This window comes from Sphingomonas lycopersici, from assembly GCF_026130605.1.
GTDB lineage: Bacteria > Pseudomonadota > Alphaproteobacteria > Sphingomonadales > Sphingomonadaceae > Sphingomonas > Sphingomonas lycopersici.
In genome coordinates, this window is record NZ_JANFAU010000011.1 from 97,844 (window position 1) to 122,258 (window position 24,415).

The 24,415-nt window shown below is 64.5% G+C and carries 21 protein-coding genes; 11 read left to right on the forward strand and 10 right to left on the reverse strand.

Features of this window, described 5'->3' with window-relative positions; genetic code table 11:
* Positions 1-228: 228 nt before the first annotated feature.
* The 4 genes from NED98_RS18330 to NED98_RS18345 all read right to left on the reverse strand — a co-directional run bounded on the left by NED98_RS18330 (position 229) and on the right by NED98_RS18345 (position 5,551).
* Entirely contained in the window at positions 229-612 is a 384-nt protein-coding gene (locus tag NED98_RS18330) for a winged helix-turn-helix transcriptional regulator (RefSeq protein WP_265313971.1), read from the reverse strand.
* A 55-nt stretch (positions 613-667) separates the two neighbouring features.
* The gene (locus tag NED98_RS18335) at positions 668-3,775 is read right to left on the reverse strand and encodes an efflux RND transporter permease subunit (protein WP_265313972.1); all 3,108 of its coding nucleotides are present in this window, start codon (positions 3,773-3,775) and stop codon (positions 668-670) included.
* A complete protein-coding gene (locus NED98_RS18340; protein WP_265313973.1) occupies positions 3,772-4,830 on the reverse strand; it encodes an efflux RND transporter periplasmic adaptor subunit in 1,059 nt (352 codons plus the stop codon). The genes NED98_RS18335 and NED98_RS18340 overlap by 4 nt, the downstream gene beginning before the upstream one ends.
* Positions 4,831-4,933: 103 nt before the next feature.
* A complete protein-coding gene (locus NED98_RS18345) occupies positions 4,934-5,551 on the reverse strand; it encodes a TetR/AcrR family transcriptional regulator (RefSeq protein ID WP_265313974.1) in 618 nt (205 codons plus the stop codon).
* Between the two features lie 80 nt (positions 5,552-5,631).
* On the opposite strand from NED98_RS18345, the gene NED98_RS18350 reads away from it, so the two are divergent.
* The 4 genes from NED98_RS18350 to NED98_RS18365 all read left to right on the forward strand — a co-directional run bounded on the left by NED98_RS18350 (position 5,632) and on the right by NED98_RS18365 (position 9,995).
* Positions 5,632-7,107 (forward strand): efflux transporter outer membrane subunit, encoded by a 1,476-nt coding sequence (locus tag NED98_RS18350; protein WP_265313975.1) that lies wholly within the window; start codon positions 5,632-5,634, stop codon positions 7,105-7,107.
* Between the two features lie 37 nt (positions 7,108-7,144).
* Positions 7,145-8,155 (forward strand): NAD(P)/FAD-dependent oxidoreductase, encoded by a 1,011-nt coding sequence (locus NED98_RS18355; RefSeq protein ID WP_265313976.1) that lies wholly within the window; start codon positions 7,145-7,147, stop codon positions 8,153-8,155.
* Positions 8,156-8,166: 11 nt separating this feature from the next.
* Complete coding sequence (locus tag NED98_RS18360; RefSeq protein ID WP_265313977.1) at positions 8,167-8,967, forward strand: SDR family NAD(P)-dependent oxidoreductase; 801 nt, start codon at positions 8,167-8,169, stop codon at positions 8,965-8,967.
* A 164-nt stretch (positions 8,968-9,131) separates the two neighbouring features.
* Positions 9,132-9,995: a class I SAM-dependent methyltransferase gene (locus tag NED98_RS18365; protein WP_265313978.1), complete on the forward strand. Its 864-nt coding sequence runs from the start codon at positions 9,132-9,134 to the stop codon at positions 9,993-9,995.
* Positions 9,996-10,155: 160 nt separating this feature from the next.
* On the opposite strand, the gene NED98_RS18370 is transcribed toward NED98_RS18365, so the two are convergent.
* A complete protein-coding gene (locus tag NED98_RS18370) occupies positions 10,156-11,022 on the reverse strand; it encodes an NmrA family NAD(P)-binding protein (RefSeq protein ID WP_265313979.1) in 867 nt (288 codons plus the stop codon).
* Between the two features lie 232 nt (positions 11,023-11,254).
* Between NED98_RS18370 and NED98_RS18375 the strand changes: the two genes are divergently transcribed.
* The 5 genes from NED98_RS18375 to NED98_RS18395 all read left to right on the forward strand — a co-directional run bounded on the left by NED98_RS18375 (position 11,255) and on the right by NED98_RS18395 (position 14,844).
* The gene (locus NED98_RS18375; protein WP_265313980.1) at positions 11,255-12,139 is read left to right on the forward strand and encodes an AraC family transcriptional regulator; all 885 of its coding nucleotides are present in this window, start codon (positions 11,255-11,257) and stop codon (positions 12,137-12,139) included.
* 180 nt (positions 12,140-12,319) lie between these two features.
* Complete coding sequence (locus NED98_RS18380) at positions 12,320-12,640, forward strand: antibiotic biosynthesis monooxygenase (protein ID WP_265313981.1); 321 nt, start codon at positions 12,320-12,322, stop codon at positions 12,638-12,640.
* Positions 12,641-12,656: 16 nt separating this feature from the next.
* The gene (locus NED98_RS18385; protein WP_265313982.1) at positions 12,657-13,433 is read left to right on the forward strand and encodes an SDR family NAD(P)-dependent oxidoreductase; all 777 of its coding nucleotides are present in this window, start codon (positions 12,657-12,659) and stop codon (positions 13,431-13,433) included.
* A gap of 9 nt (positions 13,434-13,442) precedes the next feature.
* A complete protein-coding gene (locus NED98_RS18390; RefSeq protein ID WP_265313983.1) occupies positions 13,443-14,318 on the forward strand; it encodes a sigma-70 family RNA polymerase sigma factor in 876 nt (291 codons plus the stop codon).
* Positions 14,319-14,394: 76 nt separating this feature from the next.
* A complete protein-coding gene (locus NED98_RS18395) occupies positions 14,395-14,844 on the forward strand; it encodes an SRPBCC domain-containing protein (RefSeq protein WP_265313984.1) in 450 nt (149 codons plus the stop codon).
* A 435-nt stretch (positions 14,845-15,279) separates the two neighbouring features.
* Here the strand turns inward: NED98_RS18395 and NED98_RS18400 are convergent, their stop codons facing one another.
* On the reverse strand, positions 15,280-16,182 hold the full coding sequence (locus NED98_RS18400) for a phytanoyl-CoA dioxygenase family protein (RefSeq protein ID WP_265313985.1): 903 nt from the start codon (positions 16,180-16,182) through the stop codon (positions 15,280-15,282).
* 37 nt (positions 16,183-16,219) lie between these two features.
* On the reverse strand, positions 16,220-17,623 hold the full coding sequence (locus tag NED98_RS18405) for an MFS transporter (protein WP_265313986.1): 1,404 nt from the start codon (positions 17,621-17,623) through the stop codon (positions 16,220-16,222).
* A gap of 203 nt (positions 17,624-17,826) precedes the next feature.
* Here NED98_RS18405 and NED98_RS18410 point away from each other — a divergent pair, with 203 nt between their 5' ends.
* Positions 17,827-19,356, forward strand: a complete 1,530-nt coding sequence (locus tag NED98_RS18410; RefSeq protein WP_265313987.1) for a carboxylesterase/lipase family protein — start codon at positions 17,827-17,829, stop codon at positions 19,354-19,356.
* Positions 19,357-19,381: 25 nt separating this feature from the next.
* Entirely contained in the window at positions 19,382-20,851 is a 1,470-nt protein-coding gene (locus tag NED98_RS18415) for a M81 family metallopeptidase (protein WP_265313988.1), read from the forward strand.
* On the opposite strand, the gene NED98_RS18420 is transcribed toward NED98_RS18415, so the two are convergent.
* Genes NED98_RS18420 through NED98_RS18430 form a run of 3 tightly spaced genes read right to left on the reverse strand, consistent with a single transcriptional unit; the run spans position 20,835 to position 24,273 of the window.
* Positions 20,835-21,974, reverse strand: a complete 1,140-nt coding sequence (locus NED98_RS18420) for an NAD(P)/FAD-dependent oxidoreductase (protein WP_265313989.1) — start codon at positions 21,972-21,974, stop codon at positions 20,835-20,837. The genes NED98_RS18415 and NED98_RS18420 overlap by 17 nt on opposite strands.
* Before the next feature lie 2 nt (positions 21,975-21,976).
* Complete coding sequence (gene kce / locus NED98_RS18425) at positions 21,977-22,912, reverse strand: 3,5-dioxohexanoate:acetyl-CoA acetone transferase (protein WP_265313990.1); 936 nt, start codon at positions 22,910-22,912, stop codon at positions 21,977-21,979.
* A 47-nt stretch (positions 22,913-22,959) separates the two neighbouring features.
* Positions 22,960-24,273, reverse strand: coding sequence for an aspartate aminotransferase family protein (locus NED98_RS18430; protein WP_265313991.1), 1,314 nt, complete (start codon positions 24,271-24,273; stop codon positions 22,960-22,962).
* Between the last annotated feature and the right edge of the window lie 142 nt (positions 24,274-24,415).

Here is a 24,415-nt window from a genome sequence, read left to right on the forward strand (position 1 = left end):
AGAGCTGTCGTTCACCGCGATCACAGCAAACGGCGGGAAAGTCCCAGACCCGGCCTTTCGGCCCTACCGACGAGACCCCTTCGGCGAACGGCAGGTTCCGGGATCCGAAATCCGCACATTGAACGGCGGGGATTGGGGCGCGAACCTGCCCGGCTGGGGTCGCCTCAATTGTCGCAATCGTGCCCCAGATTCGACGTTAGGCTTCCTTCAGCTTCATTGTCTGTGCTCCTATTCCGAAATGTTCGATTGGCCAGCACGAGCTTTGAGGACGGTGTCGTTGCGTTGCGCGGTTCGCCAGCGCGCAAGCGCGTCGAGGATCGGGCGCAGGCCATAGGCAGGTTCCGCCAACGCGTAGACCTGGCTGGCACAACGCGGCAGACGGCGCCGTTCGACGAGGCCGGTATTTTCCAGCGCACGGAGCCGGTCGGTCAGTACGTTCGCGCTCACCCGCGGAATAGCCGTGCGCAGATCGGAGAAGCGGCGCTCATGCTCGTTGAGGCAAAGCAGTATATCCAATACCCAGCGGCCTTCGATCCAGTCGAGCGGATCGCCATCGGGCGGCGGATGAGCACGCGCTGCCGCAGGGCGGGAGGAGGCTGGGAAGGCCGTCAACTCTCGGTCTCCCGCCACCGTGCGTCAGCGGCTGCACACGAATACCAAAGCGCCATCATGCCGCCGGCGTCGCCACAGCGGGCTCGCCCTGCACCCCGGGCTTGATCCGATACCAGAGCGAATAGAGCGCGGGCAGGAAGACAAGGGTCAGGATCGTTCCGACCAGCGTGCCGCCGATCAGCGTGAACGCCATTGCGCCCCAGAACACCGAATGAGTGAGCGGGACGAAGGCGAGGACGGCAGCCAACGCCGTCAGGATCACGGGTCGGAATCGCTGCACTGTCGCCTCGACGACCGCGTCGAACGGCGTCCGGCCATGCTCCTCATTCTCATGGATCTGGCCGATCAGGATCAGCGTGTTTCGCATAAGGATGCCGGCCAGCGAGATCAGCCCCAAGATGGCGTTGAACCCGAAGGGCTGGCCGGTCAGCAGCAGCGTCGGCACCACGCCGATCAACCCCAGCGGTGCGGTCAGCAGCACGATCGTCATCGCCGAGAAGCTGCGAACCTGAAGGATGATGACGATCATCATCAGCAGGATCATGATCGGGAAGATCGGGGCCAGCGCGGCATTGGCCTTCCCCGCCTCCTCGATCGAGCCGCCCATGTCGATATGGTAGCCGGAGGGGAGCGTATCGATCACCGGCTGGAGCTTCTTGAGCATGGCGATCGAGACGTCGGGCGGTTGCAGGCCGTTGGCGATGTCGCCGCGCACGGTGATCGTCGGTACCCGGTCCCGGCGGAGCAGGATCGGATCTTCCATGCGCAGTTCGAGCTTGCCGATCTGGCTGATCGGCACGCGCTGGCCGTTCGTCGCGGTCAACGTGAAGTCGCTGACACGCGCCGGATCCAACCGCGTCTCCCCGGCGGAGCGCGCAACCACCTCGACCGTGCGGATATCCTCGCGAGCCTGCGAGACGGTCACGCCCGATAGCAGGAACTGCAACTGCTCGCCGACATCGCCCGAGGTGAGGCCCATGGCGCGCAGCCGATCCTGATCGAGCACGAAGTGCAGCGTCGGCACGCGCTCGCCCCAGTCGGTGTTGACGGTGCGCATCATGGGGTCGTTGGTCATGATCGTGCGGATCTGCTCGGCGATGGCGCGCAGCTTAGCGACATCGGGGCCGCTGACGCGAAACGCCACCGGGAAGGGCGAAGGGGGCCCGAAGACGAGCTGAGTCACGCGCACCCGCGCCGCAGGGGCGAGGCCGTCGGCGACCGCATGCCGCAAGCGCTCCTTCAACGCCTCGCGCGCCTCCTCGTCCGGTGTGCGCACAATGATCTTGGCGAAGGAGGGATCGGGCAACTCGGGCGAGAGCGACATGAAGAAACGCGGCGCGCCCTGGCCGACATAGGCGGTGATGATCTTGGCCTCGGGCTGCTTGCGCAGCCACGCCTCGACCGCCTCGCTCGCGGCGCTGGTCTGCTCGATCGAGGTGCCCTTGGGCATCTGGATTTCGACCAGCACCTCGGGCCGGTCGGAGGTGGGGAAGAACTGCTTCTTCACCAACACCATCCCCGCACCGGCGATGAGGAACGCCGCCAGCGTTGCGATCGTCACCACTCGGTTGCGCTTCACCGCCCAGCGGATCAACTGGCGCACCTTCTGATAGCGCGGCGTTTCGTAGATGGCGTCATGGCCGCCTTCGACCGGCTTGATCGCCGGCAGCAGCTTGACGCCCATATATGGCGTGAACGCCACCGCGACGACCCAGGAGGCGAGCAGGGCGAAGCCGACGACCCAGAAGATGTTGCCGGCATATTCTCCCGCCGTGGACTTTGCGAAGCCCACGGGCATGAGGCCGATCACCGTCACCAGCGTGCCGGCAAGCATTGGCGCGGCGGTATGGCTCCAGGCATAGGCTGATGCCTTGATGCGGTCGAACCCCTCTTCCATCTTCACGACCATCATCTCGATCGCGATGATCGCGTCGTCGACCAGCAGCCCGAGCGCAAGAACCAGCGAGCCGAGCGTGATGCGGTCCAGCACCCTGCCGGTCGCCCACATGATGATCAGCACGATCGCGAGCGTCAGCGGCACCGCCCCCGCGACGACGATGCCGACCCGCCAGCCGAGCGCGACGAGGCTGACGATCATCACGATCGCCAGCGCCTCGAGGAAGGTGCGCATGAACTGATCGACCGCCGCCGAGATGTTCTCCGACTGGTCGGTCACGGAAGCGAGGACCATTCCGAGCGGCAGCTCCGACGAGATGGCCTGGATTTCGGCCTTCAACGATTTGCCGAGCTCAAGCCCGTTCCAGCCTTCGCGCATGACGACGCCGAGCAGCAGCGTCGGTTCCCCCTGGTTGCGGATCAGGAAGGTCGCCGGGTCCTCATAGCCGCGCCGGACCTCGGCGATGTCCGCCAGGCGCAGGGTCCTGCCATTGGCGACGATCGGCAGATCGCGGATCTTTTCGAGATCGTCGAACGCGCCGTCGAGCCGGACCTGCACCTGCGGCCCGTTCGCCTCGATCGCCCCCGCCGGGGTGACCAGGTTCTGTTGGGCCAGTGCCGAGAAGATCGCGCGCGGCGCGATCCCCAGCGTCGTCAGCCGATCCTGCGCGAACTCGACATAGATGCGTTCCGGCCGCTCGCCGACGATGTTGATCTTCTTGACGCCCGGCACATGCAGCAGCCGCTGGCGCAGCGTCTCCGCCTGCCGGGCAAGGTCACGCTGCGGCTCGCCCTTCGCCTTCAAGGCATAGAGCGCGAACGTCACGTCGCCATATTCGTCGTTGACGAACGGACCGGCGACCCCTTGGGGCAGGCTGGACGCCTGGTCCTGCAACTTCTTGCGCGCCTGGTAGAATTGCTCCTGGACCTCAGACGGCGGCGTCTGGTCGCGCAGGACCAGCGTGGTGAAGGCAAGGCCGGGGCGCGTGAACGTCTCCGCGCGGTCGTACCAGCGCAGTTCCTGCAGCCGTTTCTCGAGCGGTTCGGCAACCTGGTCCTGCATTTCTTGCGCGGTGGCACCGGGCCATGCTGTGACCACGGTCATTTGCTTGATGGTGAAGCTCGGATCCTCGGCGCGGCCGAGGCTCAGGAAAGCCACGATGCCGGCAGCGGAGATGGCGATGATGAAGAACAATGTGACTGCCCGTTCGCGCACCGCGAGGGCGGACAGGTTGAACCTGCCCTTGGGTTCGGACGCCTCGCTCAACGGACCGTTCCTGACGCGATGCGGACCGTCTGGCCCTGGTGGAGCATGTGTGCGCCCAGTGCGACCAGACGCTCGCCGGGACGCAGACCCGCCGATACCGTCGCATTCTCCTCGCCGACCGCGGCGAGTCGTACCGGGCGCCAGCTGACTTTGGGACTATTGCCGCCGGTCACAACCCAGACTCCCGGTCCCTGCCCGCGATCGTAGATCGCGGCGAGCGGAACCGTGGTCGCCGCCCTTTGGCCGGGAGAGGCGAGTTGGACGGTTATCGTCGATCCCAGCGGCGCGGCGGCAGGAGCACCAGCAAGAACGAACCGCGCTTCGAAGGTCCGCGTCGCCAGATCGGCGGCGTCGCTCAGTTGCCGCAATCGCGCTTGCCCATTGAGCCCGCTGTAAGTCCGTGCCTCCGCTTCCGTGCCCAGTGCAGGGCGAAGCGTCTCGGGCAGTGCAACGATGGCTTCGCGCGGACCGGAGCGCGCGAGGCGGACGACGGTCTGGCCGGCCGCGACCACTTGCCCCGGCTCGGCCAGCGTCTCGGCGACCACGCCGTCGGCGTCGGCAACCAGCAACGTATAGCCGGTATCGTTGCGGCTGACCCGTGCCTGGGCCTCGGCGGCGGAGAGCTGCGCGCGCGCCGAGAGCGCTGCGGCCTTGGCCTGGTCGTAGGCGGAGGCGGAGACCGCACCCGCAGACACCAGATCGCGGTAGCGCTGTTCATCGGCGCCGGCCTGAACCGCGCGGGCGCGCGCGGCCGCGACCGTGCCGGCCGCCGCCTGCGCCGCAAGCGCATAGTCGGCCGCATCGATGCGCATCAGCGGCTGGCCGCGGCGGACGGTCTGACCGGCCTCGACCAGCCGCGCCACCACCTTGCCGCCGACACGGAAGCCGAGATCGCTCTGCACGCGGGCGCCGACGATGCCGGTGAATTCGCGGGCGCCTCCTTCAGCGGCACCGGCAGAGGCGATTCGCACCAGCGGCGGCGCGGTGCGCGGGTCGGCGTCCGTTTGCCCACATCCGGCCAGCGCGCCGGCTGTCAGCCCAAGAATCCCGATCATTCGGGCGCAAGACGATGTCGACACGCAGGTTCCTCCTGTTCAGTCGGAACCAGATGTCATCGAGTGACTAATATGTCAACTAGTCACTCGCAAGCATTCGACTTCAAGGCGCGAGGCTACGCAGCACCAGACCGGTCACCTCGGTCTGGGCATCGGGCAGGAGGTCGAGGCTGCGCTCGAGGAAAACGGGGTCGATGAAGGGCTTGAGAGCATAGAAGATCGACCGGCGAGTTTCGTCGAGCGGGGTCTTGCGCTCGAACTCGCCATTCTCGCGGCCTTCCTTGAGAATCTCTTCGAGCAGGTCCTGCAGGCGCTCGGTATAGGCCTGCACGGCCTCCCAGTTCTCGGACGACGCATGGACAGCGATCTCGTAGAGCTTGCGATCGGTGAAGAGCAGCTCCACGGTTGCGCTAGTCACGGTTCTCGCGAATCTGCGCAACTTGTCGGTCGCGTCCTGGCCCTCGTCCACTGCCTCCCGGGTCTGGTCGAATAGCCCGCCTACACACTCGGCGCAGATCGCTTCACCAATCGCCTGCTTCGATTCGAAAAAGCGATAGATATAGGCCTTGGAGAAACCGATCTCGCGCGCGAGGTCCGACACCGTCGTCTTGTCATAGCCGTAATGCGCGAAGCATTCGCGGGCAGCGTTGACGATCTGGTCCCGTACCGAATGCTCCGCCGGTCCGCGCGTCGCAGCCTTGCTTGTGCCCTGATTTTTCATGGCCGCACCCATAGCGTCAAAAGCCCGGATTGACAAATTGTGACCAAATACGTTATTAGTCACAGTCCATGAGACGGTTCATGGAATTGCTGGCGAACGGACGCATGCGCATCTCATCTTCGATCCTGACGGTGGCCGGGACGGCTGCACTAGTCGGTGGCTGTGCCGTCGGTCCGGCCTATGTCGCACCTCAGACGGCGGCCCCGCCTGCCTTCATGGGCGGTCCCGCCGTCGAGGCCGCCACGGGCCAGGCAGCGAAGGTCGATCTGGTGAACTGGTGGCGATCGTTCGACGATCCGCTGCTGACGAGCCTGGTCGAACGCGCGCTGGCGCAGAATCTCGACCTGCAGCAGGCGAGCGCCCGCGTCGTGCAGGCGCGTGCTGCATTGCGCCACGCCAGCGCCGATCTCCTTCCTTCCGGACAGATCACTGGCCAGGCGAGCGAGAATTATCAGTCGCTCGAGACGCCGCAGGGCCGGATCGCCAGCGCATTGCCCGGCTTCAACCGCGAGGCGCAAAGCTATGACCTGAATCTCGGCGTGAGCTGGGAGCTCGATCTCTTCGGCGGCAAGGATGCAGCCCGCAACGCCGCACGCGCCGATTGGCAGGCATCGACGGCGGCGGCGATTGCCGCGCGGCTCACCGTCGCCGCGCAGACCGCCGACACCTATATCGCGATCCGCAGCCTGCAGGCGCGGCTCCACGTCGCCCGCAACCAGCTACAGGTTCAGCAGCAGCTGGTCGACCTGGTCACACTTCAATATCGCAAGGGCGTGGCGGCCGAATTGCAGCTGCGCCAGGCCGAGGGAGCTTTGGCGCAAGTCAAAGCGGGCGTTCCGGAGCTGGAGCAGAACCTCGATACCGCGATGAACGCGCTGGACGTCCTGCTCGGCCTTCAGCCCGGCTCGACCCGGCCCGAACTCGCGGCGGTCGCGCCGATCCCCAACCTGCCTGCTGTCTCGGACGCTGGCGGCCCGCCCGCCTTGCTGCGTCGGCGCCCGGACATCGTCGCAGCCGAGCGCACACTCGCCGCGTCGAATGCGCGGATCGGCGTGGCGATCTCCGAATATTATCCGAAATTCTCGCTAAGCGGCCTGCTCGGCACGGCGACGATGGGCGTCGGCGGATTGTTCAGCGGCAATGCCACCCAGGCGAGTGGCATTTTCGGACTACGCTGGCGCCTGTTCGACTTCGGCCGCATCGACGCCGAGATCGCCGCTGCCCGAGGTCGCAACGCCGAGGCGCTGGCAGCCTATCGCCTGACGGTCCTCAGAGCCTCGGAGGATGTGGAGAACACCTTTTCGGCGCTCGTCAAGCAGCAGGCCCGCGCGCAGATCCTCGACCAAGGCGTCTCCTCTCTAACCCGGGCGCGCGCATCCTCCTTTGCTGCCTATAAGAGCGGTGTCTCCAGCCTGCTCGATGTGCTCGACGCCGACCAGCGCCTTCTGGCCAGCCGCGATGCCGAAATACAGTCGAAAGCGGCAGCCGCCCGCGCCGCCATCGCTTCCTTCCGGGCGCTCGGCGGTGGGTGGGATGCCTCGATTGCGCCCGGCTGAGCCGACAAGGCGGGTGCGGCTTTCGGGTTCGCGCCGCATGGACGACATCCTCGCCGCAGCCTCCTTGCCGCCCGTCTCTAGCCTCTATCGCCGGACGATATTGCCCACCAGTCCCGACCCAATCTCTGCCATTTACAACACGGAGCCCATCACCATGGATGACGTCATCATCATCGGCGGCAGCTTTGCCGGCCTCGCCGCCGCGCTGCAGCTCGGCCGTGCCCGCCGGAAGGTCACGGTCCTCGATACCGGCCTGCCGCGCAACCGCTTCGCCGGCCGTTCGCATGGCATGCTCGGCCACGATCACAAGCCACCGCTGGACATCCTCGCCGAGGCGCGGCTGCAGCTGGCGCGTTATCCCGCGATCAGGCTGGTCAATGCCCGGGCCGACAGCGTCTCCGGCGCCATCGACGATTTCTCCGTCCTCACTGGCGATGGCGAAAGCCTTAAGGCGCGCCGCCTGATCCTGAGCTATGGCATCGTCGATCAGATGCCCGATGTTCCGGGCTTTGCCGAAGGCTGGGGTACCTCGATCATTCCTTGCCCCTATTGCGATGGCTTTGAAGTTGCCGACCAGCATTGGGGCCTTATCTGGTCGGGTCCGCAGTCAATGAATCAGGTCAGGCTGTTCCACGACTGGACGGACAGCTTGACGGTCTTCACCGATGGTCACGACATTCCGCCCGATATCCGGGCCGATCTGGAGCGTCGCAACACACCTGTCGTCGATGGCCGGATCACTGAAATCGCCCGCCATGGGGACCATAACGCCACCCTCAAACTCGATTCCGGCCCCGATGTCGCGGTCGACATCCTGTTCGCGCATCCGCGCAACAAGCCGTCCGCAAGCCTCCATGAAATACTTGGTCTCGCCACCGTCGCGACGCCGCTAGGCATCGTTCTCAAGGTCGACGAGCGCCGCGAAACCAGCCTGCCCGGCATATACGCCGCGGGAGACCTTACCAACCCCACTCTGCCGTCGGTCACCACGGCATCATGGCAAGGCGCGATGGCGGGCATCTTCGCCCAGCAGTCGATGCTGGTTTGAGGAAGAGAATGATGTCGAAAGAATCAATGAACAGCTTCGCTGGGAAATGGGCCTTGATCACCGGGGCATCAAGTGGCCTCGGCCTTGAATTTGCAGATCTGCTGGCTGCGCAGAACGTCAATCTCGTATTGGCGGCCCGGCGGCAGGAGCCGATGAAAAAACTGGCCGCCGATCTCCGCCGCAAATACGGCGTGGATGTGCTGGTCGAGGCGATCGATCTTGCGTCGCCGGGCGCGGCGGGCCGCTTGAAATCCGGTCTCGATGCGAAATCGGTGATCGTCGACATCTTGCTGAACAATGCCGGATACGGCTTGCACGGCGACTTGCTGGAAACGCCGATCGAGCGCACCGCGAACATGATCCAGCTCAACATCACGACGCTCACGGAACTGACCTATCTCTTCGGTCGCGATATGGCCGAGCGCCGATCCGGACATATCCTCCTCGTCGCCAGCCTGATGGCCTTCCAGGCCGTTCCCACCTACGCGGCTTATGCGGCGACCAAGGCATATGTCCTCACCCTTGGTGAGGCCCTGCACGACGAGCTCCGCCCGCATGGCGTGGTCGCTACTACCCTCTGCCCGGGCCACACCGAGACAGGCTTCGATGAGGCCGCCGGCGCGACCGCATCGGCCTTGTTGCGCCTCCTCACCATGAAGCCTCGTCCGGTCGCCACGAGCGGTATCAGGGCGTTGCTGCGAGGAAGGGCCATGGAGATCGCGGGCCTCTCGAACAAGATGGTAGCCTTCTCAAATCGTCTGACGCCGCGGTCAATGCAAAGGGCCACGATGAAAAGAGTAGTGGACGCTTAACGCCTTGAGCGCTGGCGTGCGGACTCATCTGGCAAACGAAGGCTCTGACTGCGGCCGCTGACCAGACCCGTGTTTCGACCTAGCGCCCAGCGTCGTTCGCGGCTGCCATCGACGCGCTCAGGACCTGGCGCGCTTCCAGCAACGAATCAGAACAAGGATATGACATGGCAGAGCAAAATGACGATCAGGTCACCGATTGGAATGACCAAAGCGGGGAGCGCTGGGTCGTCCACCAGGCCCGGCTCGACGCCATGTTGGCGGTATTCGGCCAGGTCGCGATCGAAGCCGCCGCGCCCGCGAAGGGCGAGCGCGTGCTGGACGTCGGCTGCGGCGCAGGCGCGTCGAGTCTCGCCCTGGCTGCCCGCGTCGGCTCGGCGGGTCAAGTGCTGGGCGTGGACATATCCGAACCGCTGATCGGCCGGGCGCGCGCGCTTGCGCCAAAGGATTCGCCGGCTCTGTTCCGAGTAGCCGACGCCAGCAGCGCCGAGCTGCCCGATGGTCGGTTCGACATTTTGTTCTCACGATTCGGAGTAATGTTCTTCGACGATCCGACAGGGGCGTTCGCCCATATGCGGCGCGCTCTCCAGCCGGGCGGGCGGGTCGCTTTCGTTTGCTGGCGCGGCGCGACCGAGAACGATTGGATGCGCCTGCCGATGAGCGCGATCAAGGGTATCGTCCCGCCGACCGCGCCGGCCGATCCCGAAGCGCCCGGCCCGTTCTCGTTCGGCGACTGGGGGCGGGTGGCGCGCATCCTGACGGGCGCCGGCTTCACCGATATCGCAATCGCACCCTTCGATGCTGCGGTCCCGTTCGGCGAGGGCGGAACGCGGGACGCGGCGATCGACGACGCGGTGCATATGGCGCTTGAGGCCGGCCCGCTGTCGCGCGTGCTCGCTGATCAGCCCGACGACATCCGCACCCGCATCTCGGCCGCGGTTCGGGCCGCCTTCGCGGCCCTCCCCGGCGAGCGGTCGGTAATGATCAGCGGCGCGGCGTGGATCGTCACAGCGCACAATCCGGGAAGCTGACAGGGATTGCGGGGAGAGAATGCAACAATGAACAGGGGCGGCTTTGGGGTTGCTAGGTTATCAACCCAATGGCGGAATTTAGGCGCAAAGACGCCACCCGCCCATTGAGAAGATCCGCTGCACGGACCGGCACCGTTTCCCAACGAACTATTTTTCGAGTTCACTCTTTCAGGCGATCGGCGAGGCGTCGAACATAATCAACGAGCGTGATCGTTCCGCGCAGCGGATCCGTGATGTTGTCGAACCCGCGATCCAAAGCGGCACCAGTCATGCGTGCGTAAGCATCGGCGGCAGGCTCCGAGAAACCGAGAGCCCGGTAGGCCGTGCGCCACTGTTCACGCGGAGTGACCTCGACCTCTACGGGCCGCTCCAGAACCTCGGCGAAGGCCGCCGCCACGTCAGTCGGCGTGTAACGCGATGGTCCCTCGATGTAGCGGATACCGACATCATCGAGCCCGGACATCAGCCGGTCCGCTGCGATACGGCCCAGATCGTCAGGAGCGGCCATGGGCAGCTTCAGGTTGGCAGGGAGCATCGTGGCGAGCTTGCCGGAGCCGCGCACATCTTCCAGCTGCTCGTCCCAGTTGCTCATGTAGAATGGTGCCCGGTTGATCGCTGCCGGGATGGAACGCCGGCGCAGCCCTTCCTCCAGTTCCCACAACACCGAGGCATCCCCAACGCGCTCGCCCGGCTGCGCGCCCGCAGTCGATTCCGCCACGACCTTCTCCAGGCCCGACCCATCGAGCGCCGCCAGGATGCCCGCGACGCCGGCTCGTTCGACGGCGTCGGTATCCGTCTTCACGTCTGCAGGAGGGTTCAGCAGGAAGGCGCGGCGGCCGCGTGCGAAGGCGCGCCGCAATGACTCAGGGTCGCTCACATCGGCGACGGCGACCTCAGCCCCCCTTTCGCGCCAGCGATCGCCGCGGGTTTCATCATGCGTGACGATTATCACTTTCTGATCGCGACCCAGCAGCGTTCTCGCGACGGCGGAACCGACATGGCCATTGGCTCCCATAACCACGAACATTAGCATCTCCTCCGGAGGGCGACGCCTAGCACGCCGCTCTGACAGTTCTTGTCAGGAACGCCACAGCTGCAGGCCAGGATCCAGCTTGCGATATTCACCCAGGAGAAGGCGTGTCGCACTTACGCGATCGCGTTTGCAGCTGATTGCGGTTTGACCGATCCCAAACCGCAAGATCGGTCGAGCAGACTACGGCTATGAGCGACTAGCTGGTGCTGCCACGGAGGCAGGAACGATGAAGACGGCGCTTCAAAACTATCACGCCCGCATGCAGCGGGCGCTGGATTATATAGACCAGCATCTGGACAATGATCTGGATCTGGAAACGGTGAGCCGCATCGCGGCTTTCTCGAAATTCCATTTCCACCGGCAGTTTTCGGCGACCTTCGGTTTGCCCCTGTATCGCTATGTCCAGCTTGCTCGGATGAAGCGCGCTTCGCACCGACTGGTCTCGAAAGACGCTCAGAGCGTCACGGAGATCGCAATGGATGCCGGTTACGACGCACCGGATGCATTCGCCCGCGCCTTCCGGCGAAGGGTGGGACAATCGCCTTCGTCGTTTCGGGACTCTCCCGACTGGGAGCCGTGGCTTGTGGCCTTCGGGCCTCTCGAGAATGTGAGGAACAAGCTCATGCAGATTATCTTCGAACAAGATGACGTGACGATCCGCGACGTGCCGCCGACACCGGTGGCAATCCTGGAGCATCGGGGCGACCGGGCGAGACTCGGCGATACCATCCAGCGCTTCAGGGACTGGCGCAACGCTGCCAACTTGTCGCCCGAGACGAGCCCGACCTTCATGGTCTTTCGCTCGGAAAGGTGTCCCGCAAACCCGGCCGACTACAGCATGGACCTTTGTGCCGGAATCGACGGACTAATCGAGCCGAACGACAAGCAGGTAAAAGCTGGCGTGATCCCTGGCGGACGCTGCGCGGTGCTGCGCTATCCCGGCAATACCAACAATCTCGAGCCTGCCGCGCTCTATCTCTATCGCGATTGGCTTCCGACCAGCGGCGAGGAGGTACGCGATTTCCCAATCTACTGCCAGCGCCGGCTCTCTTTTATCCCGGAGACACCGGCGCACGAGGTCGTCGTGGAGCTTTTCCTGCCGCTGAAATAGCGCCCCCAGACGGCGGCTTTTCGCCTTCCGATTGCAGGAAGCGGACAAGCCGCCGTTTCCAGCGACTGGCTGAGCAGCAACCTCGTCGCAGAATATTTTTTGGATGCGCGATCCGTTCCGATCCGGTTCGCCGTCTAGCCTATCGGAACACCGATCTTCCGGTGTTCGAGGGAGTTCGAGATGGACAACATCACTTTCCGGCAAGACGCCACCGTCCTGGTGAACGTACTGACGTGCGAGCCGGCCGATCAGAACGGATTGCTGGCGCTGCTGCGCGAGAATACCGATCAGGTGGTCGCCGGCCTGGGCGGCTGGATCTCGACCAGCCTTCTCGCGGCCGCCGACGGCTCGCGGGTCGTCATTGTCTCGCAGTGGCGGGATACAGAGGCGGTCAAAGGCATGCAGGCGGACGCGTGTATGCAGGCCTATTTCCCGAGGATCGCCGCACTTGCCCGCTTCGACTCGATCGTCGGCACCGTTGCGCATGCGCGTGCGGCTTGAGTCCCGGAGAACGATAATGACCGGATTGGAAAACAAGCGGGCAATCGTCACAGGCGGGAGTGCCGGAATCGGGCTGGAGATCGTCCGCTCACTGCGCGCCCAAGGGGCAGAGGTGACCGCAATCGCGCGGAACGATGCGAAGCTCGACGCGGCGCGGGATGCCGGTGCTCGGGCGATTGTGGGCGACGCTACCGACGCAGGCTTAATCGGAAGCGCGATCGACACCGTTGACCCCGACATCCTGATCCTCAACGCAGGCGCGCGCCTCGCTGCGAAGACCCTGGACCGCCAGAACTGGGACGATTTCTCGGCAATCTGGAACACCGACGTCAGGGCGACCTTCGTCGGCATCCAGGCGGCGCTCCATCGACCCTTGCGGCCAGGATCGCGCGTGCTGGTAATGTCGAGCGGCGCGGCCATGGTTATGAGCCTGCCGGCGATAAAGCCCGAGGATTTGCGGATGTCCGGCGGCTATATCGGCGCCAAGCGCATGGTGTGGTTCATGGCGCACCAAGCCAATGCTGTCTCGCGTGAGCGCGGTCTCAACGTCCTCTTTCAGGTCCTCGTACCGGCCCAGTTGATGGCCGGAACCGAGCTTGGCCGCGTAGTCGCGACCGCATATGCGGACGCCGAGGGGATTACGGTCGAGGAGCATATCCTCGGACGCTACGGTTCGCATCTCGAGCCAGCGCAGGTCGGACGGCAGGTCGCAGAGCTGCTTGACGACCCTGCCTACCGCACCGGCGTGGCCTATGGCATTCGCGCCGGCGTGCAGCCCTTCCCGCTCGATTGAGAAAGCCTGATGACGGGCCACCAGCATGAATTCGAAAAGCTGATTGCGGCGATGCGGCCCAGGCTGCACCGCTACTGCGCCCGGATGGTGGGTTCGACCATCGATGCCGAAGACATCGTGCAGGATGCCTGTCTCAAGGCAGCCGCCGCGTGGCACGGCGAAAAGCTGTCAAACCCGGACGGCTGGCTGTTCCGCATCGCACACAACACGGCGCTCGACTTGTTGCGTCGGCGGCGTCGCGCGCCAGTGATCGAAAATCTGGAGAATATCGAAATGGTCGCGACGTCTCCGGCACCGGATCCCCAGACCGCGACAGCCTCGATCCGCACATTCCTGCGTCTTCCGCCGCTTCAGCGCAGCGCGGTCGTGATGAAGGATGTGCTCGGCCATTCGCTGGAGGAGATTGCCGAGGTCAACCGTGTAAGCCTCCCGGCGGCCAAATCAGCGCTCCAGCGCGGACGTACCGCGCTTCGCGCGTTCATTGACGAACCGGAGGAAATCGAACTGCCGATCCTGTCCGACGAGATGAGGACGCGTCTCGCCGCCTATGTCGATGGCTTCAGGCACGGAGATTTCGACGCGGTACGCGCGCTGCTCGCCGAGGATGTACGTCTCGACCTGGTGTCGAAGCTGACCCGGGAAGGAAAATCCGAGGTCGGCGAATATTACGGTCGCTATGCGGCATGCAACCAATGGGCATTCGAAGCCGGTTTCGTCGAGGGGCGCCCAGCCATGCTCGTCTATGACCGCGAAGTGTCGCTCGATCAGCCGGCATATTTCGTCGTCCTGTCGTTCAGCGATGGACAGGTCACGACGATCCACGACTTCCTATTCGCGCGTTACGCGGTCGAAGGCGTTCGGATGCAGCGATTGGAAGAGCGGTGACAGGTCAGCTCTGAGAGTGGCCTGTTCGACGGCGATGCCGCGGGGACTGCTCGCGATGAAAGCAAGGAGACAACCAATGAGCTTCGACGTGAAAGTCCGGGAGCGGATCCTCAAACCCGTCGGCGAGGTTTTCGACGCCGTCGTGGATCCGCTCAAAATGGCAAATTATTTCATCAGCAGCGCAAGCAGCCCGATTGAGCAGGGCGCAAATGTAGTCTGGGAATTTGCGGATGTCGGCGCAAAAGTGGCCATCGACGTTCTGAAGGTGCGAAAGGACAGCGAGATCGTTTATGAATCGTCAGCGCTCGGCCAATTGCTGCGCACGACGATCACGTTCGAAGCGGACGGGTCCGATGCGACGGTCATCACCATCGTCGATTCAAGTTTTGAGCTGAACGAGGAAGGCGTCAAACGCGCGCTTGGGCAGAACGCGGGATGGACCTACACGCTGTGTGGTCTGAAGGCCTATCTGCAATTCGGGATCAATCTTCGCACCGGTCTGAATAAGCGCCTGACGGATGTCTAAAATGAGGACTGCTTATCCCGTTCGGCGAGGTTCGCCCGGGATTCCTCGGCGCAAACACATATTCTGGGCTTACATCTCCCCTTGGTTGCAGCCGCCGCCAGATGGCTGACGATCTTCACGCAACCTAAGCCCGGAGATGCCCTGCACGCCACAAAGACACGAGGCGAAGTCGACTGTCCTCCACTGGAGTTCCTATATGGCATTCTGTCGGCGCCGGGGCCAGATGAACGAACGGCAGGTTCCCGACAAAGTGCAACCGGCTGCGAACGACTGAAACTGGGCGCAAAGCTGGCGGCTTTCGCCGGTTCGCTTACTGCCGTTAAGCGACCAATTTGCCACAGACTGGGCTGGATGCTTCAGCCCAAAAGAGGTTGGCCGCAGCCCAAGCACCTCGCTCAGGATTCTACGGCTCCTTCGCTCTGGCCCGCAGTCACGCTAAGCACGCATCAGGCCAACCGCCTTATCGACCCAATTAGTATTGGTTCGGCGGAGCGCCGGGGCAATACGTCCCAGGCTGCGGCCGTGGGCTTCAAACCCGATCACAGCCCGCTCCGCTTCGGACAGCTCAGCATAGACCTCGTCAAGCAGTGAAAGCGGGATATTCTCCTGCTGACGGAGATAAGGAGCGCAATAATAAGAGAATACTGCCGGTCGTGGCGTATCTGTCTGATTGGCGCCCGCCCCGTGCCAGATACGCCCGTCGAACACCAAGGCCGAACCCGCCGGCGCTTCGGCAATCACTGGTTTCACCTCGGGCTGAACGAGGCGCTGCCCGCCCGCCTCATCGACCTCGACGCGGATCGCAGGCGGTTCCCATAAATGAGAGCCGGGAACCAGCCGCGTGGCGCCATTTTCGCGCGTGAAGTCGACGAGCATCCAGACGATGTTGCACACCACGGCGCTCGGCGTCGCGAATGGCACGTATTGCTGATCGGAATGCAGCACCTGCGCCACCCCGCCCTTGCTCATGATCATCGCGCTGAGGCTGGAGAGTAGATGCTGCGGCCCCAGAATCTGCGCCGCCATGTCCCGCGCGAGCGGATGCATGAGCAGCTGGCGAAATATGGCGCCTTTATTGAGAAGATTGCTCAGCCGCTGGTTCGGTGCCACTGCCGCCCCTCCTTTTACCGACGGCATTCCCGACCGATCGTCGCCGAAATGGAACGAGACGCCTTTGGCGCGCTCTCCAGCGGCTTGCTCCAGAACGCGCGTCCTGATTTGCTCGAGCAGCGTCGGCGGCAATGCATCGAGCAAGACGCCATATCCGCATTCACGCACGTCGAGTTTCAATTGCTCGATATCCCGCGTCGGCGCGGGCGTCCGGCTGATCTTGCCCATAAGTTGCATCTCTTTTGGTTCCTTGAATTCAGTTCGCTCAGCGAATTGCCGCGGCACCGCGCGCTTGCGCCAGCGCGACGCCGATACGGGCCGCCTCGGCCCGGGTGATCGGATAGCGGACGAACACTAATGCAGCGAGGATTTGCATCGGCGCCGCGCCATAGATTCCCATCACGCGGAGCGCGAACAGGCCGTCGGGATTGACGGGCGCCCCCGCCTTGATCGCGGCCGGATCGAACCCGGCCCAGGCGAGAAGCGGAAAGACGATGAGAAACGGAAAGGCCGATGCGATCCCCGAGGTCAGCTGGGTCAGCGACACATAGGTGCCGGCCCGATCGACGCCGCTGCGATATGTGCCATAGTCGATCGACATCGCCTGCAGCGCCGGGGCGAGGATGAGCGAGGCGACGAGCGCGATCGATTGCGGGATTTCGACCGACAGCAGGACGAGCGGCCGCTCCACCGGCAACAGCGCAAAGCCGAACACGTGGATCAGTGCCCCGGCGAGCATCGCGCCGGCAATCAGCCGGTGAATCTCGAACCGCCGGGAAAGCCAGATCCACAGCGGCGCGGTGACCACGGCGCACACGCCCGCGGCAAGCGCCACCACGCCAAACATCTTTTCGAGATGAAGCACCTGGGAGAGGTAGAAATAGTTGATCGATTGCCACAGCAGCAATCCGACATTGGCGATGAGCGCCGCCGACAGTTCGATGCGGAACGGCCGGTTGAAGCGCAGCGCTTCCCAGAAATCGATCAACACCCGGCTGGCGCCACGCCCGCCGGCATCCTCGCGCGCGATCGGCGCCTCGCCGACCCGCAAAAACAAGATGCAGATCATCGCCGGCACGAGCACCAGCACGGCCACGCCGAGCATCGACAGCGCCTCGCGTCCATTGGCCTTGTAGCCAAGCAGGCTGGCAAGGAGCGGCGCCATCGCCGAGAGCATCAATCCGATGACGCCCAGCACCTCGCGCAGCCCGAGCATCCTCGCCTTGCCGAATGGCGTGCTCGGCAGCTCGGCACCCCAGGCATAATAAGGGATCTGGATCAGGCTGCACCCGCTGTAGACGAACAGGAGCGCCATCGCGAAATAGGCCGGAGACGCTGTACGCACCGGCGGCATGAAGGTCAGCCACACACCGAGCATCAATATCGCGGCGCCCGCCACCATCCACGGACGCCGACGCCCCCAGCGCCCACGCGTCCGATCGGACAGTGCCCCGCACAGCGGATCCGAGGCCACATGATAGAAGCGCATCAGCCCGCTGATCGTCCCGACCACCGCCAGCGGCAGCCCCATCGTTTCGGCGAAAAAGCCCGGCACCATCGACGTCAGCGGCGGAATCAACAGCCCGAGTGGGAATTGCAACGCCCCATAAGCGGTCGCAACACCGATCCCCGGCTGTTCGCGCCGCCGCATTTGTTCTTGCTTGCTCAAGCGTGCCTCCACCCATCGCCCACACCGGGTCCCATCTACCGGTCCGCACGATTTATATTGAGATATCACATATCAGTTTTTTTGGGCATTTCAATCGGCGGTTTTGATCGGAAACGCCGCGTGCGCGACATCGATTGCGGTTGACCACGCCCGTCGAACGCATCAAATAAGCGAGATCACATATTTCACTTAAGGATCGACGCATGGCGGCAACGGAGAGTGGGTTTTCGGTCGATCAGGCAGCGCCGGTCATCGACATTGCCCAGGGCCGCCTGAGGGGAGTCGCGAGCCCAGAGGGGGGCCTCGCTTTCCGGGGCATCCCGTTTGCCGAAGCCGATCGCTTTTGTCCGCCGGTTCGGGCCGACGGCTGGGACGGTACAAGGGATGCGACTCAACCGGGGCCGGTTTCCCCGCAGGAAACCCCGCCCGGCGTCAGCGAAATGCCGGCACAGAGCGAGGATTGCCTCAACCTCAATGTCTACACCCCCGCCGCCGATCGCGGGCGGCGTCCGGTGCTCTTCTATATCCACGCCGGCGCGTTCGTGACCGGTAGCGGCGCCTTCCATTCTGGTGCGCGCCTCGCCGCCGATGAAGACGTGGTGGTGGTGACGATCAACTACCGGCTCGGCGTGCTGGGATTTCCGCCATTTCGGCCAAACGGCGCGGAGTCGCCGATGAACCTCGGGCTGCTCGATCAGATTTCGGCGCTGGAATGGGTGCGCGACAATATCGCGGCATTCGGCGGCGACCCCGGCAATGTCACTGTATTCGGTTATTCGGCCGGCGGCTGGTCCACCGCGGCGCTGCTGGCGATGCCACAGGCGCGCGGGCTTTTCCACCGCGCAGCGCCTCAAAGCGGGGCCTTCATGTATGCGATGCGCCGTGAAGCGCAGGAAGTGCACGCTGCCGTGTTTCTCAACGCGCTCAGGCTGGATACGCTCGACCGCGACGCCCTGATCGCCGCCCCGATCGAGACTTTGCTCAAGGCACAGGCCGTGACGATCGATCAATGGCACGATCGCGTCGCCGAGGACCAGACGGTGGAGCTCGATTTTCCCTTCACCCCGCTCAATGACGGCGTGACGCTGCGTGAGCATCCGATCCGGTCGATCTGTCGCGGCGATTATGCCCGGATGCCGGTTCTGATCGGCACGACCGCCGAAGAGCTCGGCGCCAACCCGATGCGGATGGCCAATGAGCGGGAAAAGCGCAGCTATACTCACGAGAGCATCACCGCCGCGCTCGCCAAACTCTCCTCCCCCACCCGCGCGCAGGCGATCTGGGACGGCTATGCCGCGCAGCACCCGGATGCTGCCGAGACCGGCATTGCGGGGCATATTCGCGGCGATTTCATGTATCGCGTGCCAGCAATCCGCGCCGCTGAGGCGTTCGACGCCGCCTCGGGGCAAGCATGGATGTATCGCTTCGACATTCCCGCGACATCCGATCTGATGGGCGGGGTTTCCACCCACGCCACCGATCTGCTGTTCTGGTTCGGCCAGATTGGCGAATCGCGGTTCATGAACCTGTTGTTCGGCCGTGCCGCCACGCCGCCGGAGGAAGCCGTGTCGCGCACGATGCGCCGCGATCTCGCGGGTTTCGCGCGAACCGGGCAAGCATCCTGGCCGCGCTATGATGCCGTTGACCGCTCGACGATGATCTACGATCTGACGCCCCATCTCGCCAAAGACCCGGGCGGCGCAGCGCGCGCGCTGTGGGACGGGATCGTCTGACGGAAGTTATCAGGGGAAGCGCGCAATGCGGCTGTTCATGGCCATGCTCTATACCGAGACCAATACCTTTTCGGATATTCCCGCCGGCTGGGCGGCGTTTCGCGAGGGCGGCTATTCGCGCAACCACGCCTCCGCCGATCCCCAGTCGCCGCTCGGTGTGCTGCTCGCAGAATGGCGGCGCCTCGCCGAAGCCGACGGTTGCACGATCATCGAGGGACCGGCGGCGATGGCGCAACCCTCCGGCCGCACCGTGCGCCCGGTCTATGAAGCGTTGCGCGAACAGATCCTCGACGATGTGCGCGCCGCGTTGCCGCTCGATATCGCCTTGTTCAACCTTCACGGCTCGATGGCGGCCGAGGGTTATGACGATTGCGAAGGCGATCTGTTGGCCGCGGTCCGCGCGATCGTCGGTCCGGACACAATCATCGGCGCCGAGCTCGATCTCCATTGCAACGTCTCCGACGCGATGCTGACCGCGACGGATGCGCTGGTCGCATATAAGGAATATCCGCACATCGACGAACTCGAGCGCGCGCGCGAGCTCTACGCATTATGCCGTGACGCGGCGGCCGGGCGCGTCACCCCCCGCACCGGCAGCTTCGATTGTCGCATGATCAGCCTGTGGCGCACCACCGAGGAACCGATGCGCGGCTTCGTCCAGCGAATGCAGGCGCTGGAGGGGCATGACGGCGTGCTCTCCGTTTCCTTCGGCCACGGCTTCCCATGGAGCGATGTCGCCGACGTGACATCGCGCATCTGGGTCATCACCGACGGCGATCAGGCCAAAGCAGACCGGCTCGCGCGCGAACTTGCGCTGGAAATCTATGCCTTGCGCGAAGAAACGCGGCCGATGTCGCTCGATATCGATACCGCGCTCGATCGCGCGGCGGTATGTCCGGGGCTGGTCGTGCTCGCCGATGTGGCAGACAATCCGGGCGGCGGCGCAGCAAGCGACAGCACGTTCATCCTTCAGGCTTGCCTCGACCGCGGGCTGCGCGGCGTGGCGATAGGTTGCCTGTGGGATCCACAGGCCGTCGCGCTATGCCAGGAGGCTGGCGTCGGCGCGCGGTTCAACCTGCGGATCGGCGGGAAGATGGGACCGGCCTCTGGCATGCCGATCGACCTTCCGGTGACGGTTCGCGCGATCCAGCGCGATCACGCGCAAACCGGGTTCGCCGGCGTCCATACCCCGATGGGGCCATCGGCGTGGATCGAGGCAGAGGGGATCGATATCGTCCTCAACTCACGCCGCGAGCAGATTTTTTCGCCCGACGCTTTCACCTCGATCGGCATCGACCTCGCGGTACGGCGCATCGTAGTGGTGAAATCGACGCAGCATTTTCACGCTGCCTTCGCCGCCATCGCCGACACTGTGCTCTATGTCGCGACCCCGGGCGCGATCGCGCCGGATTTCGCCGCCATCCCCTATAGCAAGCGCGAAGCGTCCTTCTGGCCGCGCCACCCCGATCCGCTGCGGCTCAATGACGCGGCCTAGCCATGTCGGGCCGCGATAAACGGCGCGGCGAGAGCGCCGGGGCGGTCACGCCGGCCGCAGCGATGTCGGCGGGGAGCGCGCGACCTAGCGCCAGCGCTGCCGCCGCGCGCGCCGCGGCCGGCGCGGTCTGGACGCCATAGCCGCCTTGCCCCGCCAACCAGAAAAAGCCGGGCATATCGTCATAGCCGATCACCGGCGATCGGTCGGCGACGAAGCTGCGCAGACCAGCCCAGGACCTGACGATCCGGCGCACGTCGATGTCCGCCGCCGCCTGCAACCGATCGATGCAGATCGCTATGTCCATCTCTTCGGCAAAGGCATCGCACGGCGCGCTCGGCGTCTCGTCGGCGGGCGAGGCCAGCACCTTGCCCGCCTCCGGTTTGAAATAGAATTGCTCGTCGACGTCGATAACCGCCGGCCAGTCACCCACGCCCATCTTCCCCGGCGGATCGACGATCACCGCGGTTCGCCGCAGCGGATGGAGGCCAATCGCCCTCACCCCCGCGCTCGCCGCCACTTCGTCCGCCCAAGCCCCCGCGGCATTGATCAGCGCGCCCGCGTCACAAAGCTCGCCATTGACGAAGCGAACCGAGACGTGATCCCCGTGAAGCGCCACCGCTTCCACCCGCTGGTTCAGCCTGATGTCGACCCCGCGCATTTTCGCGCCGCGCAGAAATCCCTGGTGCAGGCCATCGACGTCGACGTCCATCGCGCCCGGCTCGAACACCGCGCCGCCGACATAGCTCGCGCGGAGCGCGGGCACGCGCCGCAACACCTCGGCGGCATCGACGCGTGCGAACCCCGTCGCCTCAGCCAGTGCGTCCAGCGAGTCCTGCTGATCGGGTCGACCGAGAAACAGGCAGCCACGCGGCGTCAGCACGGGATAGTCGCAGAAGCCGTGATGCGCCGTCTCGAAGAATCCGCGGCTGGCGCTGGTCAGCCCGCGAATGACCGCGTTGCCATAGCCTTCGGCGTAGAGCGCGGCGGAGCGACCGGTGGTGTGATAGCCATGGGCATGCTCGGCCTCGACCAGCAGGACGCGCGCTTCCGCGCCGAGCTCATAGGCGACCCCGGCTCCGGCGATCCCCGATCCGACCACGATAAAATCATAGGTGCCGGCCATCGCTAGAAACTCACCGCATGCGCGCCCTTAAGCCCGAGCATCTGCCGCGCTTCCTCCGGCGTCGCCACCTGCAGCGAAAGCTCTTCGGCGATGCGGCGGATCTTGGCGACCTGATCGGCGTTCGAGCGCGCCAGCTCGCCCTTGCCGATATAGAGGCTGTCCTCCAGTCCGACCCGGACATTGCCACCGAGCGCCAGACTCACCGCACCGATCGACATCTGGTGACGCCCAGCCCCGATCACCGAGAGATAATAATCCTCGCCGAACAATTGGTCGGCGATCGACACCATATGCAGCAAATTGGCGGGATGCGCGCCGATACCGCCGAGAATGCCAAAGATCCCCTGAATGAAGAACGGCGGTTTGACGAGCCCGCGATCTGCGAGATGGGCGAGCATGTAGAGATGGCCGATGTCATAGCATTCGAACTCGAACCGCGTGCCATGCCCCTCGCCGAGATCCTTCATCACCTTTTCGATGAAGCCGGGCGTATTGACCGCGATCCGTTCACCGGATGAGGCGACATAGGCTTCTTCCCAATCGTGCTGCCAGGTCGAAACGCGCGCGCCGGCCGCGGCATAATCGAAATTCATCGTGCCCATGTTGAGCGAGGCCACTTCCGGCGAGAAACGCTTCGCCGCCGCGAGCCGCTCTTCGCCCGACATGCCGTTGCTGCCCCCGGTGGTGATATTGATCACCGCATCGGTCTGCTGCTTGATCCGGGCGAGGAAGGGCGCGAACAATTCGGGGTCGGCGGACGGCCGGCCATCCTTGGGATCGCGCGCATGAAGGTGGATGATCGACGCGCCAGCCTGTGCTGCGGCGACCGACTGTTCGACGATCTCGTCCGCCGTCACCGGCAGATGCGGCGACATCGAGGGGGTGTGGATCGATCCTGTGACCGCACAGGTAATGACGACCTTCTGGCTCCGTTTCACGTTTCGCCCTTTCCCAATAAAAATGATGTGTCGCGCGGATCGCGCCGTCAGAGCGCGCGCAGCGCCGCGAGGATCTGATCGAGGGTGAAATCCACCTCCGCCACGCCCATCGGCGTGGAGAGATTGAAGATCAGCGTCGGCGCGGTGAGCACGCCATGATTCATCAGGTGACGATGCACCGCCACCTGCTGCTCGCCGAACCCGGCGGCATAGACGATGTCACGATAGCCGCCGAACGGGCGATCGCTGAGCGAGAGCATGGCGAGCGATTCGACGCCCTGCACCTGCCCCTCGCGCCCGGCGATAGCGAGGCATTCACGCAGCCCGGTGCGAAGCCGGTCGCCCAATCCGCGCAAATGCGCGAAGGAATCGGGCGTCAGCAAGCGCATCGCCGCGAGGCCGGCCGCCATCGTCACCGGATTGGCATTATAGGTTCCGCCATGCGGCACTTTCGGCGCGCCATCGTCGAAGCCGAACACCGCCATGACATCCGCCCTGCCGCCGACCGCCCCAACGGGAAACCCGCCGCCGATGATCTTCGCCATCGTGGTGAGATCAGGCGCGAAGCCCCAGCGCCCCTGCGCGCCGTGATAGCCGAGCCGCAGACAATAGACCTCGTCGAGGATGAACAATGCGCCGATCTTGCGCGTCATCTCGCGCAGCATCGCCAGATAATCGTCCGCGATCGGCACCAGCCCCAGACGCGACGGGATCGGATCGATCAGCACCGCCGCAAGATCGGCGCCATGCGTCTCGAGCAAGGCGCGGGCCGCGGCCACGTCGTTCCACGGCAGCACGATGACGTCGTTGAGCACACCTTCGGGCTGGCCGGCATAATTGGCCACGCTGCGCGGCTGGGTCACCTCACCCCAGGCGGGCGCCCGCGAGGATTGGCTCACCTCCGCATGATCATATCCGCCGTGATAGGCGCCCTCGATCTTCGCGATCTTGGCACGCCCGGTATAGGCGCGTGCCGCCTTGATCGCCATCATCACCGCCTCGGTGCCCGAGTTGGTGAAGCGAAGCTGTTCCACCCCCGCCAGCCGGTCGACGAGCAGCTCAGCGAGCTCGATCTCGGCTTCGGTCGGCAAGGCGACCGCGGTCAGCCGGCGGAGCTGCGCGTGCGCCGCCTCCATCACCGCGGGATGGCCGTGCCCATGAATCAGCGCAGTATAATTGTTGAGGAAGTCGATCCGCTCGACACCATCCTCGTCGGTCACCCGGCAACCATGCGCATGATGCGCGTAGACCGGATAAGGCTTGAAGAAGATCGTCTGCCGCGAATTGCCGGACGGCATCACGCGCCGCGCGCGCTCATAGAGTCGCGCCGATCGCGAGGCCTGATCGGGATAGACCGTCATATCGCACATCCTTTTCGAAACGCAGATCCACGGGCGGGCCGATTCCACGCGCCGTTTCGCGGCAACGCCGGCGTCGAAATTGGCGACAGCGCGCTTTATTCGTAATTTGAGATCGTGAATATCTGTTATTTCACGACGCTGT

Coding starts and splice junctions, on each gene's coding strand:
- NED98_RS18340 (WP_265313973.1), bottom strand. CDS start 4,830: ATGATCGGGATTCTTGGGCTGACAGCCGGCGCGCTGGCCGGATGTGGG.
- NED98_RS18345 (WP_265313974.1), bottom strand. CDS start 5,551: ATGAAAAATCAGGGCACAAGCAAGGCTGCGACGCGCGGACCGGCGGAG.
- NED98_RS18350 (WP_265313975.1), top strand. CDS start 5,632: ATGGAATTGCTGGCGAACGGACGCATGCGCATCTCATCTTCGATCCTG.
- NED98_RS18355 (WP_265313976.1), top strand. CDS start 7,145: ATGGACGACATCCTCGCCGCAGCCTCCTTGCCGCCCGTCTCTAGCCTC.
- NED98_RS18360 (WP_265313977.1), top strand. CDS start 8,167: ATGTCGAAAGAATCAATGAACAGCTTCGCTGGGAAATGGGCCTTGATC.
- NED98_RS18365 (WP_265313978.1), top strand. CDS start 9,132: ATGGCAGAGCAAAATGACGATCAGGTCACCGATTGGAATGACCAAAGC.
- NED98_RS18370 (WP_265313979.1), bottom strand. CDS start 11,022: ATGTTCGTGGTTATGGGAGCCAATGGCCATGTCGGTTCCGCCGTCGCG.
- NED98_RS18375 (WP_265313980.1), top strand. CDS start 11,255: ATGAAGACGGCGCTTCAAAACTATCACGCCCGCATGCAGCGGGCGCTG.
- NED98_RS18380 (WP_265313981.1), top strand. CDS start 12,320: ATGGACAACATCACTTTCCGGCAAGACGCCACCGTCCTGGTGAACGTA.
- NED98_RS18385 (WP_265313982.1), top strand. CDS start 12,657: ATGACCGGATTGGAAAACAAGCGGGCAATCGTCACAGGCGGGAGTGCC.
- NED98_RS18390 (WP_265313983.1), top strand. CDS start 13,443: ATGACGGGCCACCAGCATGAATTCGAAAAGCTGATTGCGGCGATGCGG.
- NED98_RS18395 (WP_265313984.1), top strand. CDS start 14,395: ATGAGCTTCGACGTGAAAGTCCGGGAGCGGATCCTCAAACCCGTCGGC.
- NED98_RS18400 (WP_265313985.1), bottom strand. CDS start 16,182: ATGGGCAAGATCAGCCGGACGCCCGCGCCGACGCGGGATATCGAGCAA.
- NED98_RS18410 (WP_265313987.1), top strand. CDS start 17,827: ATGGCGGCAACGGAGAGTGGGTTTTCGGTCGATCAGGCAGCGCCGGTC.
- NED98_RS18415 (WP_265313988.1), top strand. CDS start 19,382: ATGCGGCTGTTCATGGCCATGCTCTATACCGAGACCAATACCTTTTCG.
- NED98_RS18420 (WP_265313989.1), bottom strand. CDS start 21,974: ATGGCCGGCACCTATGATTTTATCGTGGTCGGATCGGGGATCGCCGGA.
- NED98_RS18430 (WP_265313991.1), bottom strand. CDS start 24,273: ATGACGGTCTATCCCGATCAGGCCTCGCGATCGGCGCGACTCTATGAG.